The sequence below is a fragment of the Curtobacterium luteum genome (assembly GCF_001475545.1).
GTDB classification, from domain to species: domain Bacteria; phylum Actinomycetota; class Actinomycetes; order Actinomycetales; family Microbacteriaceae; genus Curtobacterium; species Curtobacterium luteum_A.
The window spans coordinates 34,693-60,159 of record NZ_LDQC01000042.1 but is presented as its reverse complement, the minus strand read 5'-3'; the positions used below and the strand labels follow the sequence as shown (position 1 = coordinate 60,159).

Here is a 25,467-nt window from a genome sequence, read left to right as displayed (position 1 = left end):
GACAGTTCGTTCACTCCGGTCCAGCACAGCGCCCTCACAGCACACCCTCGCCCCTCGCATCGTCCTCTGCCGCGTCGACCGCGCCGCCGAGCAGCGTGGTGGGTCGTTCGCCGTGCGGCCTCGGCGTCGCCTGCAGGACCTCCCCGGTCTCGAACACCTGCTTCGCGTCGCGCAACGCTGTGCGCAGCGTCTTCCCCGGATCGTCGTCGCCCGGGACGTCGGCGCCTTCGCGGACCCGGGCGTGGACCTCGAAGCCCTTGTCGCCGGGTGCCGGTTCGAGACGGATCTCGAGCGATCCCGCCACCCGCTCCAACGGCTCCGGGTACCGGCCGCCGCTCCGGAAGTCGTCGGCGTCACCGAGCACGGTGACGGCCTTCCATCCCTGCGGGTGGGGAGCGTCGCCGTCCGAGTAGCGGCGTTCCTTCACCAGCGAGCGGGCGACGAGGCCCGCGGCGACGCCGGCGACCCCGATCCCGACCGCGGCTGCTGCCTTCCCGTCCATGGTCAGGCCGCCTTCCCGGGCTTGAGGACGACCTTCGTCCAGCCGTCGTCCCGGTTGTCGAAGTGCTCGTACGCGTCGGGCGCCTGGTCGAGCGGCAGCTCGTGGCTGACGATGAAGGACGGTGTCGCCTTGCCCGCCGCGATGAGGTCGCGGAGCTGGCGGTTGTACTTCTTGACCGGCGCCTGCCCGGTGCCCATGGTCTGCCCCTTGAACCAGTGCAGTCCCATGTCGAACGCGATCCGGCCCTGCTTCGCGAGCTCGTCCGCGGCGACTGGGTCCTGTGGCACGTACACGCCGACGGTGCCGATCCGCCCGGTGAACCGCACCGACTGCACGAGACGGTTGAGCGTGAGGTTCGGCTGCTCGTCCCCGCTGGGCTCGTGCGCCTGGTAGCCGACGCACTCACACCCGTTGTCCGCGCCGAGCCCCATCGTCTGCTCGAGCACCGCCTGGACCGGGTCGACCTCCGAGTCGTCGATGGCGATCGCCCCGATGGACTCCGCGAGCCGGAGCCGGTCCGGGTGCCGGTCCACGACCATGACCTTGCTCGCGCCCTTGATGGTGGCCGACAGGGCAGCCATCAGGCCGACGGGTCCGGCCCCGTAGATGACGGTCTGGTCGCCCGGCTTCATCTCGGCCAGCTCGGTCGCGTGGTACCCGGTCGGGAAGATGTCGGCCAGCATCACGTAGTCGGCGGACTTCTCCTCGGCGTCCTCGCCGAGGCGGAGACAGTTGAAGTCGCCCCACGGGACCCGCAGCAGCTCGGCCTGGCCGCCGGCCCACGGCCCCATGTCGGCGAACCCGTAGGCCGCGCCCGCCCATTCGGGCACCGGCTGGGCGGTGAGGCAGTAGTTCGTCAGCCCCCGCTCACAGTTCTTGCAGTGCCCACACGCGACGTTGAACGGCAGGACGACGTGGTCGCCGACCTGCACCTTGTCGACACCGGCGCCGACCTCGATCACCTCGCCCATGTTCTCGTGCCCGAACCACCGTCCGGTCTCGAAGCTCGTGCGCCCCTCGTACATGTGGAGGTCGGATCCGCAGATGTTCGTCGTCGTGATCCGGACCAGGACGTCGGTGGGCCGCTCGATCCGCGCATCCGGGACGTCCTGCACGGATACCTGCTGCGGCCCCTCGTACACGACTGCTCTCATGGTGTCTTCCCTCTGGTGTCCGCCTGGTCTGCGCGAAGCCGGTCGGCCACGCGTCCCCTCCATGTCACGACGCCGGGCGAGCAGCCGCCATTGGCAGGACTGCCCACGCGCATTCCTGACAACGGCGCTCCCGGGGACCGGCGCGGTGGTACCTCTCGAGTGGCGGGAACGCTCCGGTGCCCGCCGCCGATCGTCGAAGGTGACCGAGACCGTGCCTCCACCCGCAGCACCGCAGATCGCCGAGGCAGCCGCGCGCGCCCTGTTCGAGACCACCGGCCCACCTCCAGTTCCCGTCCGCCGCTCGCTCGCGCAGTCCGTGCCGGAGCTCGCCACAGGCATCGACCCGGTCCGGACCCTCGGGGCCGCAGCAGCACTCGTCGACGGAGCGTGGGCCGGTGTGGTGCTGCTGCTCGAACAGGGGGTCGTCCGCCTCCCGGGGCTGTCCGACGACGCGTTCCTGCGGCCCGGATCAGCGCTCGTCGCCGCCGCGAGGGACGTCATCAGTGACGGCGCGAACCACACGTCGTTCCTCTGGCCGCGGACGCGTGCCACCGCGCAGGACGACTTCGTCCGGGTCACCGTGACCGCGTGCGAGCGCGGCATGGACACCGTGGCATTCGGTGTCGTCGTGCTCTCGCCCGCCACCGGCCTGCGCGGCCTGACGCCGCGCGAACTGGAGGTGCTCGGTCACCTCGTCGAGGGCTGCTCCAACACCGAGATCGCTCGCGCACTCGCGGTCACCCCTCGGACCGTCGCTGCACACATCGAGCACATCCTGGCCAAGTTGAACGCCACGTCGCGGACGCTCGCAGCCGTCCGGGCCGAACGCGCCGGGCTGTACATCCCGCTCACCGCCGCCGGGCTCCTGTGACGGCGCAGGAAGGAAACCCGATGTCCCACCTCTCGGTACAAGCCGGGGTCGCTCTCGTCGTCGGCCTCGTCGTCGCGACGGCCGCAGTGGTCCTCGGCCTGCCCGACCTGGCCCTGTTGCTCGGTTGGGTGGCCGGCGCCGCGGTCTTCCTGGTCTGGGCATGGTCACGAGCCTGGCCCGCCGACCCCGACACCACGCGGTCACTCGCGCGGCACGAGGAGCGGTCGCGGAAGCTCGTCGACTCGCTCATCATCACCGCCACCCTGCTCAGCGTCGTCCTGGTGGTCTTCGGGCTCGTGCGCAGCCAGCAGAAGGACCCCGTCGGGTCGGCGGCGGCGATCCTCGCGGTGGTCGGGGTCGTGGCCGCATGGGCGCTGATCAACACGGTCTTCGCCTTCAAGTACGCCCGCATGTACTACATCGACGACCGACACCGGTTCGACTTCGACCAGGACGAGGAACCGGCGTACAGCGACTTCGCGTTCACGGCCTTCTCGATCGGGATGTCGTACAGCGCGAGCAGCATCACGAAGTCGTCCACCCCGTCGCGTCGGGTCGCGATGGGTCACGCGCTGCTGTCCTACTTCTTCGGGACGTTCGTGGTCGCGGTCGCCATCAACCTCATCACGAGCCTCACGCAGGGCGGGTGAGGCGGAACGTCGCAGCGGCGGCTGCTGCCGCAGCTGCTGTTCCTTCGACCCGGCCTGGAGGCGCGGCTCCGCTCCGACCGACCCGTTGCGTCGGTCTCGGGCTCGCGTCGGCACTGGTCGTGCGGAGCGCGCGCACCTCACGTCGCCGCCAAGCGTCAGGCGGACGGCGTTGACTGCGCACATGATCTCGAAGAACGACATCCACCAGATCGAGAGCGCGACGGTCCGCGATCGGGACGGCGTGACGGTCGGCAAGGTGACACGGGTGTTCCCCTCCGACGAGGGCGGCAGCGCCGCCTACGTCAGCGTGTCGACCGGCCTGCTCGGGAGGCACCACGTGCTCGTCCCGGTCGAGGACGCCACATTCGACGGCACGGACCTGCACGTCGGGTACACGAAGGACGCCATCAAGGACGCGCCCTCCGTCGGGCCCGGTCACACCCTGTCCCCCGCCGAGGCGAACGCCGTCCGGAAGCACTTCGGGCTGTCCCCGGTCGGCAAGGCGACCGGCGACATGGGCGACCCGGACGAGAACCTCGACCAGGCCGGCACAGGCCCGGCAGGATCCGACGACACCGAGGGCGCGGGGACGACGCCGCCGGCGTGAACGGCGAGGGACTCCGGTCGTCCGCTGCACGGCGGTGTCCCACTCCCGCATCGCCTGGACGCACGACAGGTTCCGATCGAGGCTCAGAGACGCTCGGCGCCAGAAGTCGCCCTTGATACCAAGGGTCTGGAACGCAGAGTCAAGACATGCTCAATGATAAACGAACGCTCAGCAACCAGCAGTTCGAGACGCGCGGACCTCGCCAGAGGGCGGGGCTCCTCAAGCGGCGCCCGGCACTGACCCTCGGAGCAGCGCTCCTCGTCGGGACCGCAGTCACCGCCGCTCCGGCCCCGGCGCAGGCTGCCAGCAGCAATCTGATGCCGACCTGCAGCAACCGCAGCGCGGTGCAGACGAAGTACAGCGTCCTGACGATGATGGTCTGGTTCTACAACAACGACCGCAAGAAGTTCCCGGCATCGGGGGGGGGGGGGGGCGGCGTACCGCTGGACCTACACGGGCAACATGTCGACGTACGACGTCGGCCTGAAGAAGTGGATCTCGGCCGGCTCGACCAAGTACACCTGCACCGGAAGCTGACCGCCAGCTCGCGGGTCGGTCGGTGCGCGGGACTGCTGTCGGTTCGGTTGACTCCTGCTCTGTGGGGACGCGGTCCTCGCTCGAAGGATGCCGATCATGGCAAAGCCCTATCCGGAGGAGTTCCGACGCGACGTGATCGCGGTCGCGCGACGGGGTGAGATCCCGTTGACGCAGGTCGCGAAGGACTTCGGGATCTCCGAGGGGACCGAGACACACTGGCTGCGTCGAGCCGACATCGACGACGGGGTCAAGTCCGGGACCACGACGACCGAGAACGTCGAGCTGCGAGAGCTTCGGAAACGGAACCGACTGCTCAAACAGGAGAACGAGGTCCTTCGCCGTGCCGCCGCGTATCTCTCCCAAGCGCACCTCCCAAAATGAGGTACCCGCTGGTCCTTGAACTCGCCGCCGACCGGATCCCGGTCGCGGTGGCCTGCCGGGTGCTGGGTTTCTCGAAGCAGGCGTTCTATCGGTGGCGCGCCGATCCGGTCTCTCAGCGGGACTGGGACGACGCGCATCTGACCGACGCCGCGGTCGATGCGCACCGTGACGACCCGACGTTCGGGTACCGGTTCATCGCCGACGACCTGCATGCCGCCGGCCATCGAGTGTCCGAGCGGCGGGTGTGGCGGTTGTGCTCGCAGCAGCGGCTCTGGCCCCTGCATGCGAAGAAGCGCGGCCTGCACCGCAAGGCGGGACCACCAGTGCACGACGACCGGCTCCGACGGGCGTTCACGGCGCCGGATCTGGACCGGTTGTGCTTGACGGACATCACGGAGCATCCGACCGGTGAGGGCAAGCCATACCTCCGCGCGGTGAAGGACGCCTGTTCTCGCCGGACGGTGGGGTACTCATCAGCGATCGGATGCGGTCCTCGTTCGTCGTCGCCGCTCTGCAGATGGCGGTGCAGCGACGCGACCCAGCAGGAACCGTCGTTCACTCGGACCGAGGCAGCCAGGGCGGATTCAACCGGTCGTCCGACCATCTCGATTCGGAGGTGCGTGATGGGGATTGGGAAGAAGCATGCAGCGGCGCGGGCGTATCGGGGTCAGATCCCGTCGCCGGGACGCCCGACAGTCGCGTGGCGGGAGGATCGGGTCGGGTTCTGGGCCGCGATCGCGTCCGGCGCGAAGACCGAGGACGCGGTCGTCGCGGCAGGTGTGTCATCACCGGTCGGGTTCCGGTGGTTTCGTCACGCTGGCGGCGTGAATCCTCGCCTGCCCGCGACCGTGTCGGGCCGCTACCTGTCTTTCGCTGAACGGGAGGACATCGCGCTCTGGCGAGCCCAAGACGTCGGCGTCCGCGCGAGATCGCCCGCAGGCTGAAGCGGGCGCCCTCGACGATCTCCGCTGAGCTGCGCAGGAACGCCTCGACCAGGACGTATCGGCTCGAGTACAAGGCATCGCTTGCGCAGTGGCATGCCGAACGCCGAGCCCGTCGGCCGAAGGTCGCGAAGCTGGTCGAGAACCCGCGGCTCCAGCAGTGGGTCCAGGACCGGCTCTCCGGCCGGATCGCGCGTCCCGACGGGGTCGTGGTCGGCCCGTCCGGTCCGGCTCGGAAAGGGCGGAACAAGCCGCATCGCGGTGACCGCGCCTGGGTGCTCGGCTGGAGCCCGGAGCAGATCGCCGCTCGTCTCCCGATCGAGTTCCCGGATGATGAGTCGATGCGGATCAGCCATGAGGCGATCTACCAGGCCCTGTTCGTCCAGGGTCGCGGAGCTCTCTCCCGCGAGCTCGTCCAATGCCTGCGCTCCGGGCGGGCGCTCCGCGTCCCGCGCGCCCGGACCCGGCAGCAGGCCTGGGCGCACGTGACCGAGCAGACCCTGATCAGCGAACGACCCGCCGAGGCCGAGGACCGGGCTGTTCCCGGGCACGGGGAGGGCGACCTGATCATCGGACTGCAGCGCTCCGCGATCGGCACCCTGGTCGAGCGGACAACGCGATTCACGATGCTGATCCACCTGCCCCGAGAGGAGGGCTGGGGAGTGATCCCGCGGACGAAGAACGGGCCCGCGCTGGCCGGCTACGGCGCCGTCACGATGAAGAACGCCCTCGCGTCCACGATCACGACGCTGCCCGATCAGCTGCGCCGATCGCTGACCTGGGACCGCGGGAAGGAACTGTCCGAGCACGCGCAGTTCACGATCGAGACCGGCCTCCCGGTGTTCTTAGCCGACCCGCACAGCCCCTGGCAGCGCGGCACCAACGAGAACACGAACGGGCTCCTCCGGCAGTACTTCCCGAAGGGCACCGACCTCGCTCGCTGGGACGCTACGGATCTCGAAGCCGTCGCGGCCGCACTCAGCAGCCGACCCCGGAAAACGCTCGGCTGGAAGACCCCTGCCGAAGCGCTCGACGAGCACCTACGCTCAATTCAACAAGCCGGTGTTTCGACGACCGGTTGAATCCGCTCCAGTTCCGGTCGAAGAAGTTCGTCCGTCCGCTCGATGACGCCGGCCTGCTCGGATCGATGGGCCGCGTCGGTGCTGCGCGGACAACGCGGCGACGGAGTCGTTCTTCGCTCTGCTGCAGAAGAACGTCCTCAATCGGCGACGTTGGGCCACCCGAGAAGAGCTCCGGCTGGCGATCATCACCTGGATCGAGGGCACGTACCACCGGAGACGCCGTCAACGCGGTCTCGGGAAGTTGACCCCGATCGAGTACGAGACGATCATCAACCCACAGGTCGCACTCGCGGCCTCAACGAATGAGTCAACTGAATCGACAGCAGTCCCTTGTGTGAATGACTGCGCCCGTAAGCCAATCGGCAACCGGAACCCGCAGCGTGCTCAGCTCGGATGTCGAGCACTACAGCACTGACGCAGGCGCGTGCATGATTTCGCGCGTTGTCCCGTTCACATCGGTCTCGGTGATGGTCCACGTTTGGGACCGGAAGTCCGCGCGCAGATCGGAGCGGATCTCGGCGCCCGTCCAGGACAGGTGGAGCGTGTGGTCGTCAGGGGTCTGTTCCACGGCGACTTCGCCCGCGAATGCGGCGCTCGAGTTGCGGTAGCGGAGAACCTCAAGGTACTGCGCGACGTCGGGATCGGTGATCCGTTTGGCGATCTCCTCCCGGGAGTAGTCGTGACGGTTGATGGCTCGCGGGTCGCCTGACGCGGCAAGGGCCTCGACGTCATTCGCGCCGAACAGCAGGCCGACGGACCAGACCTGCGGGATGCCCGGTGCGAAGAGCTGCACGACGCGAGCGAGCAGGTAGGTCTGGCTGTCTCCGCCGAGGGCGGAGAAGTACGAGCTCATCAGCTGGTACGGCTTCGCCTTCTGCCCGTCGCGTCGCACCGCGGACGGTGCGCCCTGCACGAGGTGGCGACTGTCGGCGATCACGGCGTTCACCCGGTCGGACACGAGCTCGATCTCGTCCTCAGTGAGGAGGTCGGCGACATCGACAACACCGATGCCGTCGTGGGTGTCGAGGGTGGTGAACTGCTTCCGGGGACAGATAGTCATCCAGTGGTGCAGGCGGTCGGTGCGGCCGGTCATCACGGCGTGCAGCATCAGCATCGGGAGGGCGAAGTCGTACACCCAGTGCCCTCGGTCGGCCATCTTCATCTGCACGCTGTAGTGCTCGTGAATCTCCGGCAGCATCTCGGTCCCGCGCACCTTGAGCGGCTCCATGGCGATGTCGAGCACTTCCCACACGTCCGGTTCGACGAAGAACGACGATGTGCCGGCTTTCTTCGTCGCGTAGGCGAAGGCGTCGAAGCGGATCAGGGGCACGTGGTCGGCGAGTCGGCCGAGATTCCGGTCGTAGTACGCCCTGGTCACGGCGTTCCGCGGGTCAATGTCGACCTGCTCGTCGAAGAAGGTGTTCCACAGCTGCACGGCGGTGCCGTCCGCGAGGGTGAACGTCTTGACCGGTCCACCGGCCTTTCGCCGGTACAGCGCCGCCATCTCCTCCTGGGTGGGCTCCCCGTGCTCCCAGAACTCCGACCAGTGGATGAACATGTCCCGGTAGGGGGACGCGTCGCCTCGGGCCACGTAATCCTGGAACTCTTGCGACCGAATCGAGACGTGGTTGACCATGAAGTCGGCCATGACGAAGTACCGGTCGGCGAGGGCGTCGATGTCGTCCCAGGTCCCGAATGCCGGGTCGACGTCGTCGTAGTCGATGACTGCGAAGCCGCGGTCACCGGATGACCGGTAGAACGGCAGGACGTGGACGCCGCCGAAGGCGCCGTGGAGTTCGTCGTCGAGCACGGCGCGCAGCGTAGGGAGGTCACCGCCGAGCCCGTCGGCGTAGGTGATGAGCATGGGCTTGTTGTCGATGCGCTTCACAGCGAATTCTCCTCAGGTCGGGGCGTGCGTCTGGTCCGGAGCGCGAGGACGATCGCGACGGCGACCGGCAGGGTCATGACGAGGAACATCGCGGTGTACCCGGCGGTCGTCGATCCGAACGAGCCGGTCGCAGCCGTCAGTAGCGCACCGGCTGCGACGGGAGTGATCAGGTACGCCAGGTCGACTCCGAAGTAGTTGGTGCTGCCCGCGACTGCTCGGCGCTCCGGTGCAACGGAACCGAGTGCGAGGCTCTGTACGAGCGGCTGGCAGACGCCGTAGCCGAGCCCGGCGAGCACTGCAGCGGCGAGCAGCATGGGCAGACCGTGCGAGAGCGCCAGGACGACGAACGAGATCAGGAACAGCACCATGCTGGGGACCATGACGGCTCGTACCCCGTACCGGTCGGCGAGCCGACCGGTGATCGGCCGCGCGGCGAGCATCGTCGCCGCGTACACGGTGAAGTAGGTGCCGACCGAGGCAATGTCGTGTTCGCGGCCGAAGAGGACGACGAAGGCGTTGACGGACGCGAAGCCGCTTGCGAGGAAGAACACGATGACGGCGGGTCGGAGTGCTTCGCGTGCGAAGAACGATTCGGCGCGGAGGCGGACACGTGCCGGCGCGAAGTCGTGTTGCCGTGGGAGCCCCCAGGCCATGACCGCTGCCGCCGCCGTCGTGGCCAAGCAGATCAGGAAAGGGATGCGAATCGACGTCGTCCCGAGCAGCGCCAAGCCGATCGCCGGTCCCGCGGCCATGGAGAACGCCTGACTCATCGAGAACCAACCGATGCCGCTCGCCATACGGTCCTCGGGCAGCGCATCGGCCGCGAGTGCGAGCGTCAACGGTGCGAGGAACCCCATCCCGATGCCGTGCACCAGGCGGCCTGCGAGGAGCACCCCGAGGTTCGGCGCGGCGGCGTACAACGCGAACGCGACGGCGATGAGCAGCAGCGTCGCGAACAGGAGAGCGCGCTTCGGGAAGCGGCCGGTGACCACCCCGACGAAGAACCGGGACCCGAGCGCTGTGATCGCGAACGCGCCGGTCACGACCCCGACCATGAACGCGTCGCCGCCGAGCTTCGCGGATGCGACGGGGACGAGCGCGATCGACATGTACTGGGCGAGGTTCGCGATCAGACCGATGAGGGTGATCAGCACGAACCGTTGTGACCAGATTGACCGTCGCGGACGCTGCTCCTTGTCACGGAGGACGGGTTGCGCCGCGGTCACGGAGTCACCGCCGTCTGGAGCGCGGCGCGCAGGGCGGCCGCGGCGACGATGGAGAGTTCGCACCAGTGGTCCGTGGCGTAGAGGACACCGTCCCGCTCGCTCGTCCACCATCCGCACGTGGTGCGGAGGAACCAGGCCGCCGGCACGAGGAGATCCCCGTCGCGCTCTATGCACTCGACCGGCATCGCGACGACGTGACCGTCGACGAGGCAGGCGACCGACCCGCGAGCGAACCGCACCTCGCGGCCGTCTGGCAGGGTGAAGGACGCCGAAGCGCCCGCTTCCTCCACCCGTCGCCGAGTACCGAAGTGTTCGGCGAGGAACTCCGTGGGCAGCATCACGACGTCGGCGCGGAGGACCCGATCCCCGCCGAGCCCGTGGTACTTCCAGCTCTGGTGACGTGCCGGAGCGACACGCATCTCGACCGGCTGCTGGTCGAGGACCGCACGCCTGCTCCCGTCGGCGACGATCAGGTTCAGGGCGTCGCCCGGGACGTCCGGTCCGGTCGACTCGATTCCGTCAGGACCCCGTCGGAGGCCGGTGAAGAAAGCCCACACCTGCTCGGCGTCGTCGAAGGGCTGCCCGTGGTCGCGCCCGGCGACGTCCCGGAGGACGACGTCGGCGCGTGCACCGCGCCAGCGCAGGACCGTGTCGGAGCCGTTCGTGGTCACCACTGGGACGGACGACTGGACCGCGTTCACCGTGATCCAGGCTGCCCGGTTCGCCGCGAGTGCGGTCAGTCGGTCGGTTCCGAAGAAGGTCGGGACGTCGTCGAACTCGACCTGGGTGGACCATGTCGGTACAGCGGTTCGCGGTGGCTCCTCGTCGAGGGTCCGGGGCGAGGTCGCACCCGCCGAGCCCGCGGCGCCGGCGAGGAGGTGACCGTGGCGTCGGGCGAACTGGTCGGCCATGCCGTGCCCCATCGACATGCCGTGCATGTAGATCCGCGATCGGTCGATGGGGACCACGCCCGCGATCGCGTCGATGAGTCGGATGATCTTCGCTTCGTCAGGGTTCTCGTCGCTCGTCGCAGGGACGAAGTCTTCGGCGCCCGGCACTTCCCCGCCGAGGCCGGGCGGCAGGTCGGACAGGGCCCAGATGCCGCCCGCCGACGCATCGGGGAAGGCGACGGCGAATCCCTCACGTTCGGCGACGAGCGTCCACGATGAGTACACCGCTTGCCCCCAGCCGGCCATCATGCCACCGTGAAGGGAGATGACCAGCGGCAGCTCCGGACCGGCCTGTGCACTGCGGGGGATGAATGCGACGCCGGTGACCCCGGCGTCAGTGTGGAGCAGGTCCGTCAGGTTGACGAGTCCGGCGGGGTAGGGCTGGGAGTTGTTGCCGTTCTCGTTGACGACGATGTCCGTCCCGCGCAGATGCGACGGCAGGAAGTCTCGGTTATCGTCGTCAGGTTTCCCAGGCCGGATCACCGAACCACGCCCGTGCGGGTCGATGGGTGTGGTGGGGTCAGTCATCGGTCTGTCCGGACAGGAACGGCATGGCGCGCCGGATGGCTTCGTCCCAGAACCGCCACTCGTGTCCGAGGCCGGGGATCTCCTCGAAGCGCATTGGCAACCCGGTCGCTGCTGCGTGCTCACGGTACCGGGCGAGGTCGGCGCGGATGAGTTCGTCCGCTCCGCCGGTGCTGAACAGGATCGGCGGGAGCTCGTCCCGGCGCTCATCGAAGATCCGCCACACGTTCTCGTCCCCGTCGATGAACGCCTGCCATCCCCCAACGTTGTCGGCCATGCCCGCCAGACGCTGCACGAACGGGTCGGTACTGGCCCTGACCTCGTGCTCATCCAGCGCGTCGAGCTCGCGAGGAGCAGCGGAGAACACCGCGGCGCGACCGAAGAGTTCGGGGTTGTTGGCGACGAACTTCATCGTTCCTCGACCGCCCATCGACAGGCCCGCGATGGCATTGTCCTCGCGAGCTGCGGAGACGGGGAACCAGCCGTGGACCAGTGGGAGCAGCTCGTCGACGAGGTAGCGATTCGCGTCGTAGCCGAGGGAGAAGTCCGGCCAGTTCGAGTAGTTCGAGTTCAGTGCGCTCGGCATGACGACCACCGTCTGCGTCTCGGTGGCGTACGTCTCGATGTTTGTCCGGCGGACCCAGTCGGTGTGGTCCCCGAACGTGCCGTGCAGCAGCCACAGAACGCGGTAGCGCTTGCCGGAGCTGTAGAACTCACGCGCGTCGGTGCCGAGCGGGAGATCCGGGAGGATCACGCTGATGGTCTGGTTCGATCGCAGGAAGCTGCTCATGAAGGACAACGTCGTCAGTGCCATGAATGACTTCCTGCTCGTGGTGTGCGGTACTCCGCCAAGCTAACATTGCTGAAGTTCAGCTTTGAGAGGATCTATCGTGCCGAACAAGACCGTCACCTTGCGCGACGTGGCAGCACGCGCCCGGGTGTCCTCGACGACGGCGTCCGTCGTCCTCGGCGATCGCGGTCCGGAGTTCCGGATCGCTGCTGACACGATCGCAAGAGTCCGCGCTGCGGCTGAGCACCTCGGCTACCAGGCTTCCGGCGGCCGACGGCACCGCAACAGAACCGCACTGTGGAGCGTGTTTGTCCCGAGCGACGTGGACGTCCTCCCGGCTCGAACGTTCCTCGACGGGGTGTCGGCGTACCTCGAGGAGCGGCAGATCGCGGTGACGTGTGCGCTCGTGGTCTTCGAGCGTGGGCATCTCCGTGACAAACTCCGATGGATGTCCCCGGAAGTGCTCGGCGGCGCCGTGCTCGTCGGTCTTGATGACGACGATGTCGCGTTCGTCGAGGGCGGTGACGTCCAGATCCCGGTCGTGCTCTACAACCGGACCGCACGCAACGCCCCCTCGGTGATGGTCGACGAGCTCGGCGTCGGACACATGGCGGCTACGCACTTTCTTGCGAGAGGCATCGACCGGTTCGTTGTCGCCGGCCCGAAGCTCGTCACGAGTGCGACCTCGCTGCGACTCGCAGGCTTCTCGGGTGCGCTTGTAGCAGCCGGCGGCGCGTTCCGACCCGACACGTTGCTGGAACGCATCATCGTCGGTGACGACCAGACCCTTGACACGGATCGGTTGGTCGCCGCGTCCGGGCGTCGGGGCGTCTTCGTCCTCACGGACACGGTGCTGCCCGCGGTGATGGCCGCCCTCGATTCCGTCGGGACCGATGTGCCCGCGTCGACGGAGGTGATCTCCTACGGCAACGGTGCGATCAGCGGGCTGCTGCGTCCTTCGGTGACCACGGCGACCGTCCCGATGCACGCGATGGGTGAAGAGTGCGCCGCGACCCTCGACCGAGCTGTCCGGCAGCCTCGCGCATCGTGGGACGCACGGCGGGTGTTCCAGGCAGAGATGGTCATCCGCGACTCGTCACCGGCAGTGCCCTAGAGCCGTGTCCGTGCTCAATCCGCCTGCTCAGCTTGCTCCGTGAAGAAACGTCGACCCCGGCACGGACCTTCCCGTGCCGGGGTCGAGCGTCGCGCTAGAAGACGGTCACGAACCGTCCGTCACCGGACGCCCTTGATGCGGTACACCATCGCCGCGCCGACCAGCGCCACAGCGGCTGCGACGATGAACCACAGGGAGTACCCGGCGCCGAACAGTGTGTCGCCGAGGGGGATGATCACGACACCGGCGATCAGCGGGGACAGCGTCTGCGGCAGGGTGTTGGCGATGTTCAGAACGCCAAGGTCCTTCCCGACCTCCTCCGCGTTCGGCAGTACCGCGATGCTGAGCGCCATGTCGACGGAGAGGAAGAAGCCGGCGCCGGCGCCGATGAACGCTTCGGCGACGAGGATGAGTCCCAGGCCCCACGTTGTCCCGAGCGCCGGTGCCACCGGGAACATCAGGACACCGATGGCGATCATCACCGCGCCCACCGCCACGAAAAGGCGGCGGTTCTGGATCTTGTCGCTCCACCAGCCGCCAAGGATGGCGAACACGACGTTCGCGGACACCAGAACGACTGTTGCAAGGAGGTTGAACTGCAGCTGCTTGCCGATGTCGGTGATGCCGAACGACGTCGCGAGGAACAAGATGAGATAGGTGACCGTCGAGGCGTACCCGAACATGATCATCAGCTTGCTCAGCCACGCCCACCCGAGGTTGCGGTGCTTCGCGGGGTTGAACACGAACGATGCGAAGAACTCACGGAAGTCGAACCGGTCGGGTTTGGTGGTGAGCACGCGGTCCTTCAGCAGAAAAGCGAACATGAGGCAGGCGATCAGGCCGATGGCCGCCGGGATACCCATACGAAGAATGTCGTTCGGAAGCAGGGTGAGGCCGAGCGCGCCGGTGAGGATGCCGAGGGGCGCGGTCGTGCCGATGATGCCGGACACACGTCCACGGCGAGCCTCCGGCACCTGGTCGGCGACGGTCGCCGTAAGTGCGGCCTGAGCGAAGTTCGCGAATAGCTGAGCCATCGCCCAACCGACGATCAGCATCGTGATGTTCGGCGCGACGGTGATCACGAGGATGCCTAGGAAGGTGCCGACTGCGCCGGCGATGATCCAGGGTTTGCGCATCCCGGTCCGGGCGGTCGTCCGGTCGGACAACCGTCCGACGAGCGGCTGCGTGATCAGAGCAAAGAAAGCTCCACTCCCAAGGACCAGCCCGAGGACTGTTGGAGCCTGATCGAGTCCGACCAGCGCCTGCACCCGAACCGAGAGGCCCCCAAGCCCCGGAGCGAACAGGGCGAGGAAAATGCCGTAGGAGCCGAAGAAGTAGCGAAGGGCGAAGCCCTTCGGTTCCCGCAGCAGGCCGTCGGCGGGCAAGGTTACATCTGGCGCTGCTGCGACTTGGTCGCCGCGAACTGGTGCGGTCATCGTTCGACTCCTTCGTCGGTTGGGTGTGCGACTCGAGGAAGCTAACACTGCTGAAATTCAGCACCGACTCGAGGAAGCGGAAGTGGGGAGCTACACACGTCCGATAGATTCCGCAGTGACGTCGGACACTCTCGCGGACACGTACCGACGAACCAGGAGCGCTGCGAAACCCGTTGTGACGCAGATCGATTGACTCCGATACTCCATCGGCGAGTGCAACTAACCGCGTCCGATAGCCGATCGTCAACCGGACGACTTGCGGCGCCGTCCGGCAGCAGGTTCACTTTCGCGTCGGAGAGCCCGGTAGACGGTCGTGCGGCTGACGCCGAGGACGTCGCCGATCTGGGCGACGGTCATGTCTTGCTGTTCGTAGAGCCGTCGCGCAGTCCGCACCTACCGGAGGAGGTCACCCATAGTCGAGAACGTAGCGGAACTCGCTGCACCCGGCCGTTAACGACGCATAGATACCGGCACCGAGTATCGCTACACGACTCGCCGCTCGAGGAGCTCTCGTCGGCTCAGGTCTCCCATGCGTGCCACAAACGGTCGTTTCTGTGTCAGACCAAGACAGACCCTCCTCGGCAGAGTGGGCCGGCTCACAGGTACCGGTGGTGCGGGTCCTTGCGGACAGACCTACCAGTCAGTGAGCACGCGGAGGGCCTGCTGAGCTCGGAGCGGGAGGTCATCGTCTTCTGCGGCGGTCCATGCCTCAAGCACCACGGTGAGGATGCTGATGATTGCAGCTGCCCGGGCTTGGGCTTCGAACACGGTGATGGCTGGGAAGTACTGCCGCACAATGCCAACCAGATCTTCCTGAGCGGCGCGGCCAGCTGCCAACCACGACGCACGAAGCGCTGGTGTTCCGAGGATCAGCCGCAGTTCGCTGCGACGGACCGGGCTGTCCGACACCTCCACGAACCCTGCCACCACCGCTTCCAGGAGCGGCAGGTCCTGATGCTTTCCGATTGCCGCCGCCAGTTCCTCCGGACCCGCGCTCAAACCCACGGAGAGCGCTTCATCCTTGCCCGAGCAGTGTCGATAGAACGTGCGCATCGAGATCCCCGCTGCCGTCGCGATCTGCTCAACGGTGACGTTCTCAAACCCGTACCGCTCGAACAGCGACGCCGCTGCCTCCGCGATCTCGGCCTGCGTCGCCGTCCGGCGGCGTACCCGAAGGGGAGCGATCTGCCGGATCTCGTTGTCGGCCTCTTGCATGTCCACGCTCCAAGTATCCCGCGATCGCCACTGACACTCGTCCGCTAAGTGGCAGACTATGCCATGTGCTCGGAGCGACCGAGTCTCAAAGGAGAGAACATGTCTGCAGTGTCGTTCACTGGCCGCGTGGCGGTCGTGACAGGAGCTGGCGGAGGGCTGGGTCGGGCGCATGCCCTCGAGCTCGCGAGCCGCGGAGCAAAGGTGGTGATCAACGACCTCGGCGGTGACATCAGCGGTGAGAACGGCGGGACCGCGATGGCCGATCAGGTCGCCGACGAGATCCGCGCTGCCGGCGGCGAGGCGGTGTCGAACTACGACTCCGTCGCCACGCCCGAGGGCGGTCAGGCAATCGTCCAGACCGCTCTCGACGCGTTCGGCAAGATCGACATCCTCGTCAACAACGCCGGCAACATCCGCAACGCCGCCTTCACCGACCTGACTCCGGCAGCGATCGATGCCCTGCTGGCTGTGCACGTCAACGGAGCGTTCTACGTCACTCAGCCTGCCTTCGCGAACATGCGCGAGAACGGCTACGGACGCATCGTGTTCACCTCCTCGGCGGCTGGGCTGTTCGGGTCGATCCAACAGGCCAACTACGCAGCCGCAAAGGGTGGAGTGTTCGGTCTCGCGAACGTGGTCGCGCTCGAAGGGGCACCGCACGGCATCCTCGCGAACACGATCCTCCCCGCGGCGGTCAGCCGGATGGGAGCGGACATGAACGCGGACCAGTTCGTCGGCATGCCGACCACCCCGGCGCACGCCGAACCCGAAATGATCAGCGCCTTGGTCGCATACCTGGCCAGCGAATCGAACACCCGCTCGCACGAGCTCTACTCGATCGCACGCGGCCGGTACGCACGTGTCTTCATGGGTGTCACGCCGGGCTGGCACGTCACCGCCGACGAACCGGTCGCCACACCTGACGACGTCGCTGCGCACATCGACCGAATACGAGATCTGGACGGGTACGCAATCCCCGGGTCCATGAACGAAGAGTTTGCGTTGGTCCGCTGATGACTTTCAAGGACAAGGTCGTCGCCGTCACCGGCGGCGCATCCGGCATCGGAGAAGCAACCGCGAAGCTGCTCGCCGAACGCGGCGCCAAAGTCGTCATCGGTGATGTTGTCGACACCGCCGGCGCCCGAGTGGTCGAGGAGATCACCGCAGCCGGTGGCACCGCGTCGTTCATCCGCACCGACGTATCACGTGCCGAGGACACAGTCGCCCTCGTCGCCCACGCCGTGAACACGTTCGGCGCGCTGCACTACGCCGCGAACATCGCTGGGATCGGCCACCCGCCTGCACGCATCCACGATCTCGACGAGGCATGGTGGGACCGCATCCACAACATCGACCTCAAGGGCATGTGGTTGTCGATGAAAGCCGAGATCAGCTACTTCCTTGAACACGGCGGCGGCTCGATCGTGAACATGGCATCCGCCGCCGGCCTCCGCGCCACGATCGGTCAGCCCGCCTACGCCGTAGCGAAGGCAGGCGTCATCTCCCTCACCGGGCAAGCCGCACTCGAGTACGCGCGGGACAGCATCCGCGTCAACGCTGTCGCCCCCGGTCTGATCGACACCCCCGCAGTGGCAGCCCTCGACGAGGGAACCCGAGCCATGTACGCGGAGCAGATGCCCATGGGTCGCATGGGATCCCCACGAGAAGTCGCTGCCACCGTCGCATGGCTGCTCTCCGACGAAGCAGGATTCGTCACCGGCATCACCCACAGCGTCGACGGCGGCTTCATGCAGAAGAGCTGACCGCTTCATCACCCGACACCACACCCGCTCCGACGGCTGCGCCCCGCAACAGGACACGGGGCGCAGCCAGGAAGAAGCATCATGACTGCCACACCCTCCGAACCTCAGCACACTGCCCGTACCTACGTCGTCACCGGTGCAGCCTCAGGCATCGGCGCAGCCACCGCCGCTCTCCTCCGCGCGCGCGGGCACCGCGTCATCGGCATCGACATCCGAAACGCGGACATCATTGCCGACCTCAGCACAGCCGACGGCCGGGACACCCTCGCCGGCGCGGTCGACCAAGCCAGCGGCGGCCGCATCGACGCGGTCATCGCGGTCGCTGGCGTCGCAGCTCCCGCACCGGTCACGATCACGGTGAACTACTTCGGCGCTGTCGCCACGCTCGAACGCCTCCGACCACTGCTGGTGCACTCCGACGCTCCACGCGCAGCGATCGTGTCGTCGTTCTCCACACTGCAAACCACCGATGACGACGTCGTCGAAGCGTGCCTGCAGGGAGACGAAGCAGCAGCAGTCAGTGCCGCCGAGACGGCTGTTGCCCGCGATGGAGGCCAGACGCTGTACGCCTCATCGAAACGAGCCATCTCACGGTGGGTGCGACGGGCAGCCATCAGTCCCGAGTGGGCCGAAGCAGGTGTCCCCCTCAACGCGGTCGGCCCCGGCATCGTGATCAGTCCGATGACTCAGCCGATGCTCGATAACCCCGAACAGCGCGACGCCCTCCTGCAGATGGTGCCGATGCCGCTCCACGGCCCATCAGAACCAGCAGCACCAGCTGAACTACTCACCTGGCTGACCAGCCCTGCAAACACCCATGTCACAGGACAAGTCATCTTCGTCGACGGCGGAGCCGACGCATCGCTGCGTACCGGCGACATATTCGCCTGACCGGCAACGCTCCTGCGACCGCGCTGCATACCGCCAGGTCGCGCTGTGCCTCGGTAGACGGTCCGCAGACGAACTTCCGGCTGTCCTGCCGACGGGATACAACGATCACGGCTTTCGTCGAGGCAAACCTGTCTCACATAGCTAATCCGCGGCGTTTCGCACTCGACGCACCGCCATCCGGACGCACGCGGCGAGCACACTTTCAAGCCGGCCCGCTTGGACGCGAGGCTGGTCGACCTTCTTCCTCCTAACAGCGCCACCCAACCTTCGATGACGGAACCCAAAGTCGGACGACGCCTTGGGGCTCGATACCCAACCTCGGTTGCGAAAACTCAATGATGCGTGCGATCCAACACGCCCCGCCGGCCGAAGCCAGCGGGGCGTCCTCACGGGTCAGACCAGGATCAGAAGTCCCAGTCCTCGTCCTCCGTCACGACCGCCTTGCCGATGACGTACGACGACCCCGACCCCGAGAAGAAGTCGTGGTTCTCGTCCGCGTTCGGGGAGAGCGCCGACAGGATCGCCGGGTTCACGTCCGTCGTCTCCTTGGGGAACATCGGCTCGTAGCCCAGGTTCATCAGCGCCTTGTTGGCGTTGTAGTGCAGGAACTTCTTGACGTCCTCAGTCAGCCCGACACCGTCGTAGAGGTCCTGCGTGTACTGCACCTCGTTCTCGTAGAGCTCGAACAGCAGGTTGAACGTGTAGTCCTTGATCTCCTGCTTGCGCTCCTCGGAAGCGCCCTCGAGACCCTTCTGGAACTTGTACCCGATGTAGTACCCGTGGACGGCCTCGTCGCGGATGATCAGGCGGATGAGATCAGCGGTGTTCGTGAGCTTCGCCCGCGAAGACCAGTACATCGGCAGGTAGAAGCCGGAATAGAACAGGAACGACTCGAGCAGCGTCGAGGCGACCTTGCGCTTCAAGGGGTCGTCACCCGTGTAGTAGTCGAGGACGATCTGGGCCTTCTTCTGCAGGTTCGGGTTCTCCGTGGACCAGCGGAAGGCGTCGTCGATCTCGGGCGTCGAGGCGAGCGTCGAGAAGATCGACGAGTAGCTCTTCGCGTGCACCGACTCCATGAACGCGATGTTGGTGTAGACGGCTTCTTCGTGCGGGGTGATCGCGTCGGGGATGAGGCTGATCGCGCCGACGGTGCCCTGGATGGTGTCGAGCAGCGTCAGGCCGGTGAACACCCGCATGGTGAGCTGCTGCTCCTCCGGCGTGAGCGTGTTCCACGACTGCACGTCGTTCGACAGCGGCACCTTCTCGGGCAGCCAGAAGTTGTTGACCAGCCGGTTCCAGACCTCGACGTCCTTGTCGTCCTGGATGCGGTTCCAGTTGATGGCACTGACCGCGCTGATCAGCGGGATGGACTTGCCCGTGGCGTGGACCGGGTCGGTGAGGGTCATGGGATTGTCTTCCGGATTCGAGATGGTGATCTGATGACGGACTGGAGGCGCGGCGCGGGCTGGCACCGCGCCTCCAGGGTGTGGGCAGTCGCGTCAGCGACCGACCGCTACAGCATGCAGCTGACGCAGCCCTCGACCTCGGTGCCCTCGAGCGCGAGCTGGCGCAGACGGATGTAGTAGATCGTCTTGATGCCCTTGCGCCATGCGTAGATCTGGGCCTTGTTGATGTCGCGCGTGGTCGCGGTGTCCTTGAAGAACAGCGTGAGCGACAGGCCCTGGTCGACGTGCTGCGTGGCAGCGGCGTAGGTGTCGATGATCTTCTCGGCACCGATCTCGTACGCGTCCTGGTAGTAGTCCAGGTTGTCGTTCGTCATGAACGGCGCCGGGTAGTAGACGCGGCCGAGCTTGCCTTCCTTGCGGATCTCGATCTTCGACGCGATCGGGTGGATCGACGACGTCGAGTGGTTGATGTACGAGATCGAACCGGTCGGCGGGACGGCCTGCAGGTTCTGGTTGTAGATGCCGTGCTCCTGGACGGACGCCTTCAGCGCCTTCCAGTCGTCCTGCGTCGGGATCGTCACGTTCGCGTTCGCGAAGAGCTCGCGGACACGCTCGGTCGCCGGCGTCCACTCCTGGTCGGTGTACTTGTCGAAGAACTCACCCGACGCGTACTTCGAGTCGCGGAAGCCGTCGAACGTCTCCCCCGTCTCGATCGCGATGTTGTTCGAGGCGCGCAGGGCGTGGAACAGCACCGTGTAGAAGTAGATGTTCGTGAAGTCGATGCCCTCTTCGGAGCCGTAGAAGACACGCTCGCGAGCGAGGTAGCCGTGCAGGTTCATCTGCCCGAGGCCGATGGCGTGCGACTTGTCGTTGCCGTCCTCGACGGAGCGGACCGACGAGATGTGCGACATCTGCGACACCGAGGTGAGGCCGCGTATGGCCGTCTCGATCGTCTTGCCGAAGTCCGGCGAGTCCATCGTCAGCGCGATGTTCAGCGAACCGAGGTTGCAGGAGATGTCCTTGCCGATCTCCTTGTACGAGAGGTCCTCGTTGAAGGTGGTCGGGGTGTTGACCTGCAGGATCTCCGAGCAGAGGTTGGACATGTTGATCCGACCCTTGATCGGGTTCGCCTTGTTCACCGTGTCCTCGAACACGATGTACGGGTAGCCCGATTCGAACTGGATCTCGGCGATGGTCGTGAAGAAGTCACGCGCCTTGATCTTCGTCTTCTTGATGCGCGAGTCGTCGACCATCGCGCGGTAGTTCTCGGAGATCGGGACGTCACCGAAAGGCATGCCGTAGACCTTCTCGACGTCGTACGGCGAGAAGAGGTACATGTCCTCGTTGTTCTTCGCGAGCTCGAACGTGATGTCCGGCACGACGACACCGAGCGACAGCGTCTTGATGCGGATCTTCTCGTCGGCGTTCTCGCGCTTGGTGTCGAGGAACTTCATGATGTCCGGGTGGTGCGCGGACAGGTACACGGCACCGGCGCCCTGACGCGCACCGAGCTGGTTCGCGTAGGAGAACGAGTCTTCCAGCAGCTTCATCACGGGGATGATCCCGGAGGACTGGTTCTCGATCTGCTTGATCGGGGCGCCGGCCTCGCGGATGTTGGAGAGCAGCAGGGCCACGCCGCCGCCGCGCTTCGAGAGCTGCAGCGAGGAGTTGATGCCGCGTGAGATCGACTCCATGTTGTCCTCGATGCGGAGGAGGAAGCAGGAGACGAGCTCACCGCGCTGGGCCTTCGCGGTGTTGAGGAACGTCGGGGTCGCGGGCTGGAAGCGGCCGGCGATGATCTCTTCCACGAGGTCGATCGCGAGCTGCTCGTTGCCCTGCGCGAGGCCGAGGGCGGTCATCACGACGCGGTCCTCGAAGCGCTCGAGGTAGCGCTTGCCGTCGAACGTCTTGAGCGTGTAGCTCGTGTAGTACTTGAACGCACCGAGGAACGTCTGGAACCGGAACTTCTTCGAGTACGCCAGGTCGTTGAGCTTCTGGATGAAGTCGAGCGAGTACTGCTCGATCGTCGCGGCTTCGTAGTACTCGTTCTCGACCAGGTAGTCGAGCCGCTCCTTCAGGTTGTGGAAGAAGACGGTGTTCTGGTTGACGTGCTGCAGGAAGAACTGCTTGGCAGCCTCACGGTCCTTGTCGAACTGGATGTTCCCGTTCGCGTCGTAGAGGTTGAGCATCGCGTTGAGGGAGTGGTAGTCCATCCCCGTCTGCGGCGACGTCAGATCGACGTCTGCAACTGCTGCGTCCAAAATGCTTCCAATCCAGTGGTGACTGCGTGCACGTCGTCAGGCGTGCCGAAGAGCTCGAAACGGTAGAGGACGGGGACGCCGCACTTCTGCGCGATGACGTCCCCCGCGAGACCGTAGGCCTCGCCGAAGTTCGTGTTGCCGCCGACGACCACACCGCGGATGAGGGAGCGGTTGCGTTCGTCGTTGAGGAACTTGATGACCTGCTTGGGGACCGCTCCCTGCCCGTTGCCGCCCCCGTAGGTCGGCAGCACGAGCACGTACGGCTCGTCCGCGTGGAGGAACGGGTCGTTCGGGTAGAGCGGGATCCGGTCTGCCCGCAGCCCCAGCTTCTCGATGAAGCGGGCCGTGTAGCCGGACACGCTCGAGAAGTAGATGAGGTTGCTCATGCGCGCTCCTTGGTCAGAGGTGCGGACAGCAGGTCGGGAGTGGCTCGGCGGAGGCGGGTGGTGCCTCCAGGCCGGGTGCGTGCGGGCCCGTTCGGGCCCGCACGGCGGTCACGCGAGTTCGGCGCTGAGCGTCGCGATCTTGTCGGGGCGGAAGCCCGACCAGTGGTCGTCGTCGGTCACGACGACCGGGGCCTGCAGGTAGCCGAGGCTCTTGACGTGCTCGAGGGCTGCCTCGTCCGTGGAGACGTCGTGCACCTCGTACTGGATGCCCTTGTTGTCGAGGGCCCGGTACGTCGCGGTGCACTGGACGCAGGACGGCTTGGTGTAGACGGTGACGGCCATGATCTCCCCTGGTTCTTGCTGGTGGTGTTCGTGCTGTGGAGGTGGTTCTGATGCCTGTGCGCAGTCGTGTCCGGGAAGGGCCGCTGCGATGACTCCACACTACATCTAGTGGCTGGCCGCGGCACCGACCACAAGAGGAAGTGTTACAGCCGTGTAGTTCTCCACAACGCCCTCCACAGTCTGTGGATTCCCGAGAGGCCCGAGATTCCGCCATTCTCCGGCCGACCACCGACACTTCCCCACACCGGTGGACAGCGTCGATCCACATGTGTGGAATCAGCGCATCGGCGTGTCGCGGAGTCCGGCACCGGACCGTGCACACGAGCCGTCCGTGCACACCTCCCCGACCGGGGGACACCGCCGTCCGTCCGGTCCGTACACTCCTCTTGTGAGTACGTACGGGCCCCTGCTGAAGACCCCTGGCGTCGGTCGTGTCATCGCCGCGCAGCTCACCGCTCGCTTCCCGTTCGGGATGCTCTCGCTCGCGTACCTGCTCCACGTCGAGCACGTCTTCGACTCGTACGGTGCGGCCGGTCTCGTCCTCGCGACGACGAGCATCGGGCAGGCGATCGCGGGTCCGCTCACCAGCCGGTGGATGGGCAGCTGGGGCATGCGTCCCGTCCTGATCCTGACGAGCATCGTCGCGCTCGCGAGCATGAGCGTCGTCGGCTTCGTCCTGATGCCGCTCTGGGGGTACGTCGTCGTCGGGTTCCTCGGTGGGCTGGCCGTGCCCCCGGTCCAGCCGGCGGTGCGCACCATCTACCCCAAGATGGTGACCTCGGCGCAGCTCACACCGCTGTTCTCCCTCGACGCGAGCGCGCAGGAGCTCATCTGGGTCGCCGGACCGGTCATCACCACGTTCGTCGCCACGCAGATCGGCACCGTCGAGGCGATCGTCGTCGCGATGGCGTTCCTCGTCATCGGCGGCGTCTGGTTCATCGCCTCCCCCGAGCTCGGCCGGGTCCGCATCCCCCGCTCGAAGCGGGCGTTCGGCGTCGTGCTCCGGCGTCCCTCGGTCGTCGTGGCCACCCTCACGGGCCTGCTCCTCATCGGCGCCTGCGCCGCGGTCGAGGCCAGCGTCACGAGCGTGTTCGGCGAGGGCAGTCCGAACGCCGGCATCGTCCTCGCGGTCTTCGCGATCGGCTCGCTCCTGGGCGGCCTCGCGTTCGGCCACCGCCCGATCTCGCCGAACACGCTGTGGACCCGCATGGCGATCGTCTTCGTCGGCCTCGCCCTCGCGGTCGGCGGCACGAACTTCTGGTGGCTCTGCCTCGCACTCCTCGTGGCGGGGGCGGGCATCGCCCCGGCCCTCGCCGTGATGTTCGGCTCGGTGTCGGCCACGGTCAAGTTCTCCGACACCGCCGAGGCCTACGGCTGGATGGGCACCGGCCAGCTCATCGGTGCCGCGGGCGGCTCCGCGGTCGCCGGCTTCCTCATCGACCTGCACGGCCCGACGGGCGGTCTCCTGGTCGGCGCGAGCATGGCGTTGATCGGCGTGCTGCTCCCCCTCGCGGCGAAGCAGTGGCTGCCCGACCTCCGCGGCCGCGACGCGAGCCCGATCCCCGACACCGAGCCGGTCAACCTCCCCACCTAGTCGCGACCACTTCCACGAAGCGCGCGCGTTCCGACACCGCATGCGTCGATCGACGCGCGTGACGTCGATCGCGTGGTGCGAACAGCGGCCGGGAGGCACGGCACGCGCCCGCCACGATCGGCAGGATGGGTGCATGGTCACCTCCATCCCCCTCCGCGACGGTCGGAGCATCCCCGCCGTCGGCTTCGGCGTCTACAAGGTGGACGACGCCGAGGCGGCCGTCGCCGTCGGCACCGCGCTCGACGCCGGGTACCGCCACGTCGACACAGCCGAGATGTACGGCAACGAGCGCGGCGTCGGGGAGGCGGTCCGTGCCTCCAGGCTGGAGCGTGACGACGTCTTCGTGACGACCAAGGTGTGGAACGACCACCAGGGTCGCGACGCGACCCTGCGGGCGTTCGACGCGAGCCTCGACCGGCTGGGACTCGACGCGGTCGACCTGTACCTGATCCACTGGCCGGCAGCGGCCCGCGACCAGTACGTGGAGACGTGGCGGACGCTCGTCGAGCTGCGTACCTCGGGACGGGCGCGGAGCGTCGGTGTCTCGAACTTCCAGGTGCCGCACCTCGAGCGCATCATCGAGGAGACGGGCGAAGTGCCCGCGGTGAACCAGGTCGAGCGCCACCCGTGGTTGCCGCAGCACGAGCTGATGGCCTTCCACGCCGAGCACGGCATCGTGACCGAGGCGTGGTCACCGCTGGGCCGGGGGCGCCTCGTGGACGAACCGGTGCTCAGCGCGATCGCGCAGGCGCACGGGGTGAGCGTCGCGCAGGTGCTCGTCCGGTGGAACGTGCAGCAGGGCGTGGTGGTGCTGCCGAAGTCGGTGACGCCCGAGCGGATCCGGTCGAACATCGACGTCGACGGGTTCACGCTGTCGGACGATGACCTCGCGGCGATCGCGACGCTCGAATCCGGGCAGCGGACGGGGTCACACCCGGACTCGGTGTCGTAGACG

General features: G+C 66.9%; 22 protein-coding genes and 3 pseudogenes. 12 read left to right on the top strand and 13 right to left on the bottom strand.

Going from position 1 to position 25,467, the window contains the following annotated elements; translation table 11 throughout:
* Window positions 1-34: 34 nt before the first annotated feature.
* The gene (locus tag NS184_RS18300) at window positions 35-502 is read right to left on the bottom strand and encodes a hypothetical protein (protein ID WP_058725602.1); all 468 of its coding nucleotides are present in this window, start codon (window positions 500-502) and stop codon (window positions 35-37) included.
* 2 nt (window positions 503-504) lie between these two features.
* Window positions 505-1,656, bottom strand: a complete 1,152-nt coding sequence (locus tag NS184_RS08045) for a glutathione-independent formaldehyde dehydrogenase (RefSeq protein ID WP_058725601.1) — start codon at window positions 1,654-1,656, stop codon at window positions 505-507.
* 199 nt (window positions 1,657-1,855) lie between these two features.
* Between NS184_RS08045 and NS184_RS08040 the strand changes: the two genes are divergently transcribed.
* The 6 genes and pseudogenes from NS184_RS08040 to NS184_RS17375 form a co-directional block, all read left to right on the top strand.
* The gene (locus NS184_RS08040) at window positions 1,856-2,527 is read left to right on the top strand and encodes a helix-turn-helix transcriptional regulator (protein WP_058725600.1); all 672 of its coding nucleotides are present in this window, start codon (window positions 1,856-1,858) and stop codon (window positions 2,525-2,527) included.
* Between the two features lie 20 nt (window positions 2,528-2,547).
* Entirely contained in the window at window positions 2,548-3,177 is a 630-nt protein-coding gene (locus NS184_RS08035; RefSeq protein ID WP_058725599.1) for a DUF1345 domain-containing protein, read from the top strand.
* A 181-nt stretch (window positions 3,178-3,358) separates the two neighbouring features.
* Window positions 3,359-3,784 carry a PRC-barrel domain-containing protein gene (locus tag NS184_RS08030; protein ID WP_058725598.1) on the top strand — a complete coding sequence of 142 codons (426 nt, stop codon included), beginning with the start codon at window positions 3,359-3,361 and terminating at the stop codon, window positions 3,782-3,784.
* 633 nt (window positions 3,785-4,417) lie between these two features.
* A pseudogene (locus NS184_RS18690) lies at window positions 4,418-5,279 on the top strand (IS3 family transposase); the annotation flags it as partial.
* Window positions 5,280-5,325: 46 nt separating this feature from the next.
* A pseudogene (locus NS184_RS08015) lies at window positions 5,326-6,725 on the top strand (IS30 family transposase).
* Window positions 6,726-6,733: 8 nt separating this feature from the next.
* A pseudogene (locus NS184_RS17375) lies at window positions 6,734-7,020 on the top strand (integrase core domain-containing protein); the annotation flags it as partial.
* A 108-nt stretch (window positions 7,021-7,128) separates the two neighbouring features.
* Here the strand turns inward: NS184_RS17375 and gtfA are convergent.
* The 4 genes from gtfA to NS184_RS07995 form a co-directional block, all read right to left on the bottom strand.
* Window positions 7,129-8,613: a sucrose phosphorylase gene (gene gtfA / locus NS184_RS08010; RefSeq protein ID WP_058725595.1), complete on the bottom strand. Its 1,485-nt coding sequence runs from the start codon at window positions 8,611-8,613 to the stop codon at window positions 7,129-7,131.
* Window positions 8,610-9,767 carry an MFS transporter gene (locus NS184_RS08005; RefSeq protein WP_193750424.1) on the bottom strand — a complete coding sequence of 386 codons (1,158 nt, stop codon included), beginning with the start codon at window positions 9,765-9,767 and terminating at the stop codon, window positions 8,610-8,612. Before NS184_RS08005 ends, gtfA begins: the two co-directional genes overlap by 4 nt.
* Before the next feature lie 68 nt (window positions 9,768-9,835).
* Entirely contained in the window at window positions 9,836-11,317 is a 1,482-nt protein-coding gene (locus NS184_RS17785) for a stalk domain-containing protein (RefSeq protein ID WP_152998122.1), read from the bottom strand.
* The gene (locus tag NS184_RS07995; protein WP_058725592.1) at window positions 11,310-12,128 is read right to left on the bottom strand and encodes an alpha/beta hydrolase; all 819 of its coding nucleotides are present in this window, start codon (window positions 12,126-12,128) and stop codon (window positions 11,310-11,312) included. Before NS184_RS07995 ends, NS184_RS17785 begins: the two co-directional genes overlap by 8 nt.
* Before the next feature lie 76 nt (window positions 12,129-12,204).
* Here NS184_RS07995 and NS184_RS07990 point away from each other — a divergent pair, with 76 nt between their 5' ends.
* Entirely contained in the window at window positions 12,205-13,218 is a 1,014-nt protein-coding gene (locus tag NS184_RS07990) for a LacI family DNA-binding transcriptional regulator (protein WP_058725591.1), read from the top strand.
* A 119-nt stretch (window positions 13,219-13,337) separates the two neighbouring features.
* On the opposite strand, the gene NS184_RS07985 is transcribed toward NS184_RS07990, so the two are convergent.
* From NS184_RS07985 to NS184_RS07980, 3 genes are all read right to left on the bottom strand, one after another.
* Window positions 13,338-14,654 carry an MFS transporter gene (locus tag NS184_RS07985; protein WP_083513542.1) on the bottom strand — a complete coding sequence of 439 codons (1,317 nt, stop codon included), beginning with the start codon at window positions 14,652-14,654 and terminating at the stop codon, window positions 13,338-13,340.
* A gap of 243 nt (window positions 14,655-14,897) precedes the next feature.
* Window positions 14,898-15,047 (bottom strand): helix-turn-helix domain-containing protein, encoded by a 150-nt coding sequence (locus tag NS184_RS17370; RefSeq protein ID WP_275935020.1) that lies wholly within the window; start codon window positions 15,045-15,047, stop codon window positions 14,898-14,900.
* A gap of 240 nt (window positions 15,048-15,287) precedes the next feature.
* On the bottom strand, window positions 15,288-15,869 hold the full coding sequence (locus NS184_RS07980; RefSeq protein WP_242862996.1) for a TetR/AcrR family transcriptional regulator: 582 nt from the start codon (window positions 15,867-15,869) through the stop codon (window positions 15,288-15,290).
* A gap of 48 nt (window positions 15,870-15,917) precedes the next feature.
* Here NS184_RS07980 and NS184_RS07975 point away from each other — a divergent pair, with 48 nt between their 5' ends.
* The 3 genes from NS184_RS07975 to NS184_RS07965 all read left to right on the top strand — a co-directional run bounded on the left by NS184_RS07975 (window position 15,918) and on the right by NS184_RS07965 (window position 18,523).
* Window positions 15,918-16,883 carry an SDR family NAD(P)-dependent oxidoreductase gene (locus NS184_RS07975; RefSeq protein WP_206556268.1) on the top strand — a complete coding sequence of 322 codons (966 nt, stop codon included), beginning with the start codon at window positions 15,918-15,920 and terminating at the stop codon, window positions 16,881-16,883.
* Window positions 16,883-17,632 (top strand): SDR family NAD(P)-dependent oxidoreductase, encoded by a 750-nt coding sequence (locus NS184_RS07970; RefSeq protein ID WP_058725587.1) that lies wholly within the window; start codon window positions 16,883-16,885, stop codon window positions 17,630-17,632. The genes NS184_RS07975 and NS184_RS07970 overlap by 1 nt, the downstream gene beginning before the upstream one ends.
* Before the next feature lie 81 nt (window positions 17,633-17,713).
* Window positions 17,714-18,523: an SDR family oxidoreductase gene (locus NS184_RS07965; protein ID WP_058725586.1), complete on the top strand. Its 810-nt coding sequence runs from the start codon at window positions 17,714-17,716 to the stop codon at window positions 18,521-18,523.
* A 404-nt stretch (window positions 18,524-18,927) separates the two neighbouring features.
* Here the strand turns inward: NS184_RS07965 and nrdF are convergent, their stop codons facing one another.
* From nrdF to nrdH, 4 genes are all read right to left on the bottom strand, one after another.
* Window positions 18,928-19,929 (bottom strand): class 1b ribonucleoside-diphosphate reductase subunit beta, encoded by a 1,002-nt coding sequence (gene nrdF, locus NS184_RS07960; protein ID WP_058725585.1) that lies wholly within the window; start codon window positions 19,927-19,929, stop codon window positions 18,928-18,930.
* Window positions 19,930-20,036: 107 nt separating this feature from the next.
* Window positions 20,037-22,142 (bottom strand): class 1b ribonucleoside-diphosphate reductase subunit alpha, encoded by a 2,106-nt coding sequence (nrdE, locus tag NS184_RS07955; RefSeq protein WP_058725584.1) that lies wholly within the window; start codon window positions 22,140-22,142, stop codon window positions 20,037-20,039.
* 17 nt (window positions 22,143-22,159) lie between these two features.
* Window positions 22,160-22,576: a class Ib ribonucleoside-diphosphate reductase assembly flavoprotein NrdI gene (nrdI, locus tag NS184_RS07950; protein WP_058725583.1), complete on the bottom strand. Its 417-nt coding sequence runs from the start codon at window positions 22,574-22,576 to the stop codon at window positions 22,160-22,162.
* Between the two features lie 108 nt (window positions 22,577-22,684).
* Window positions 22,685-22,918 (bottom strand): glutaredoxin-like protein NrdH, encoded by a 234-nt coding sequence (gene nrdH, locus NS184_RS07945; RefSeq protein ID WP_022904483.1) that lies wholly within the window; start codon window positions 22,916-22,918, stop codon window positions 22,685-22,687.
* A gap of 388 nt (window positions 22,919-23,306) precedes the next feature.
* Between nrdH and NS184_RS07940 the strand changes: the two genes are divergently transcribed.
* Both NS184_RS07940 and NS184_RS07935 read left to right on the top strand, forming a co-directional pair.
* Entirely contained in the window at window positions 23,307-24,512 is a 1,206-nt protein-coding gene (locus NS184_RS07940) for an MFS transporter (RefSeq protein WP_058725582.1), read from the top strand.
* Between the two features lie 133 nt (window positions 24,513-24,645).
* Window positions 24,646-25,464: an aldo/keto reductase gene (locus NS184_RS07935; protein WP_058725581.1), complete on the top strand. Its 819-nt coding sequence runs from the start codon at window positions 24,646-24,648 to the stop codon at window positions 25,462-25,464.
* Window positions 25,465-25,467 lie beyond the last annotated feature (3 nt).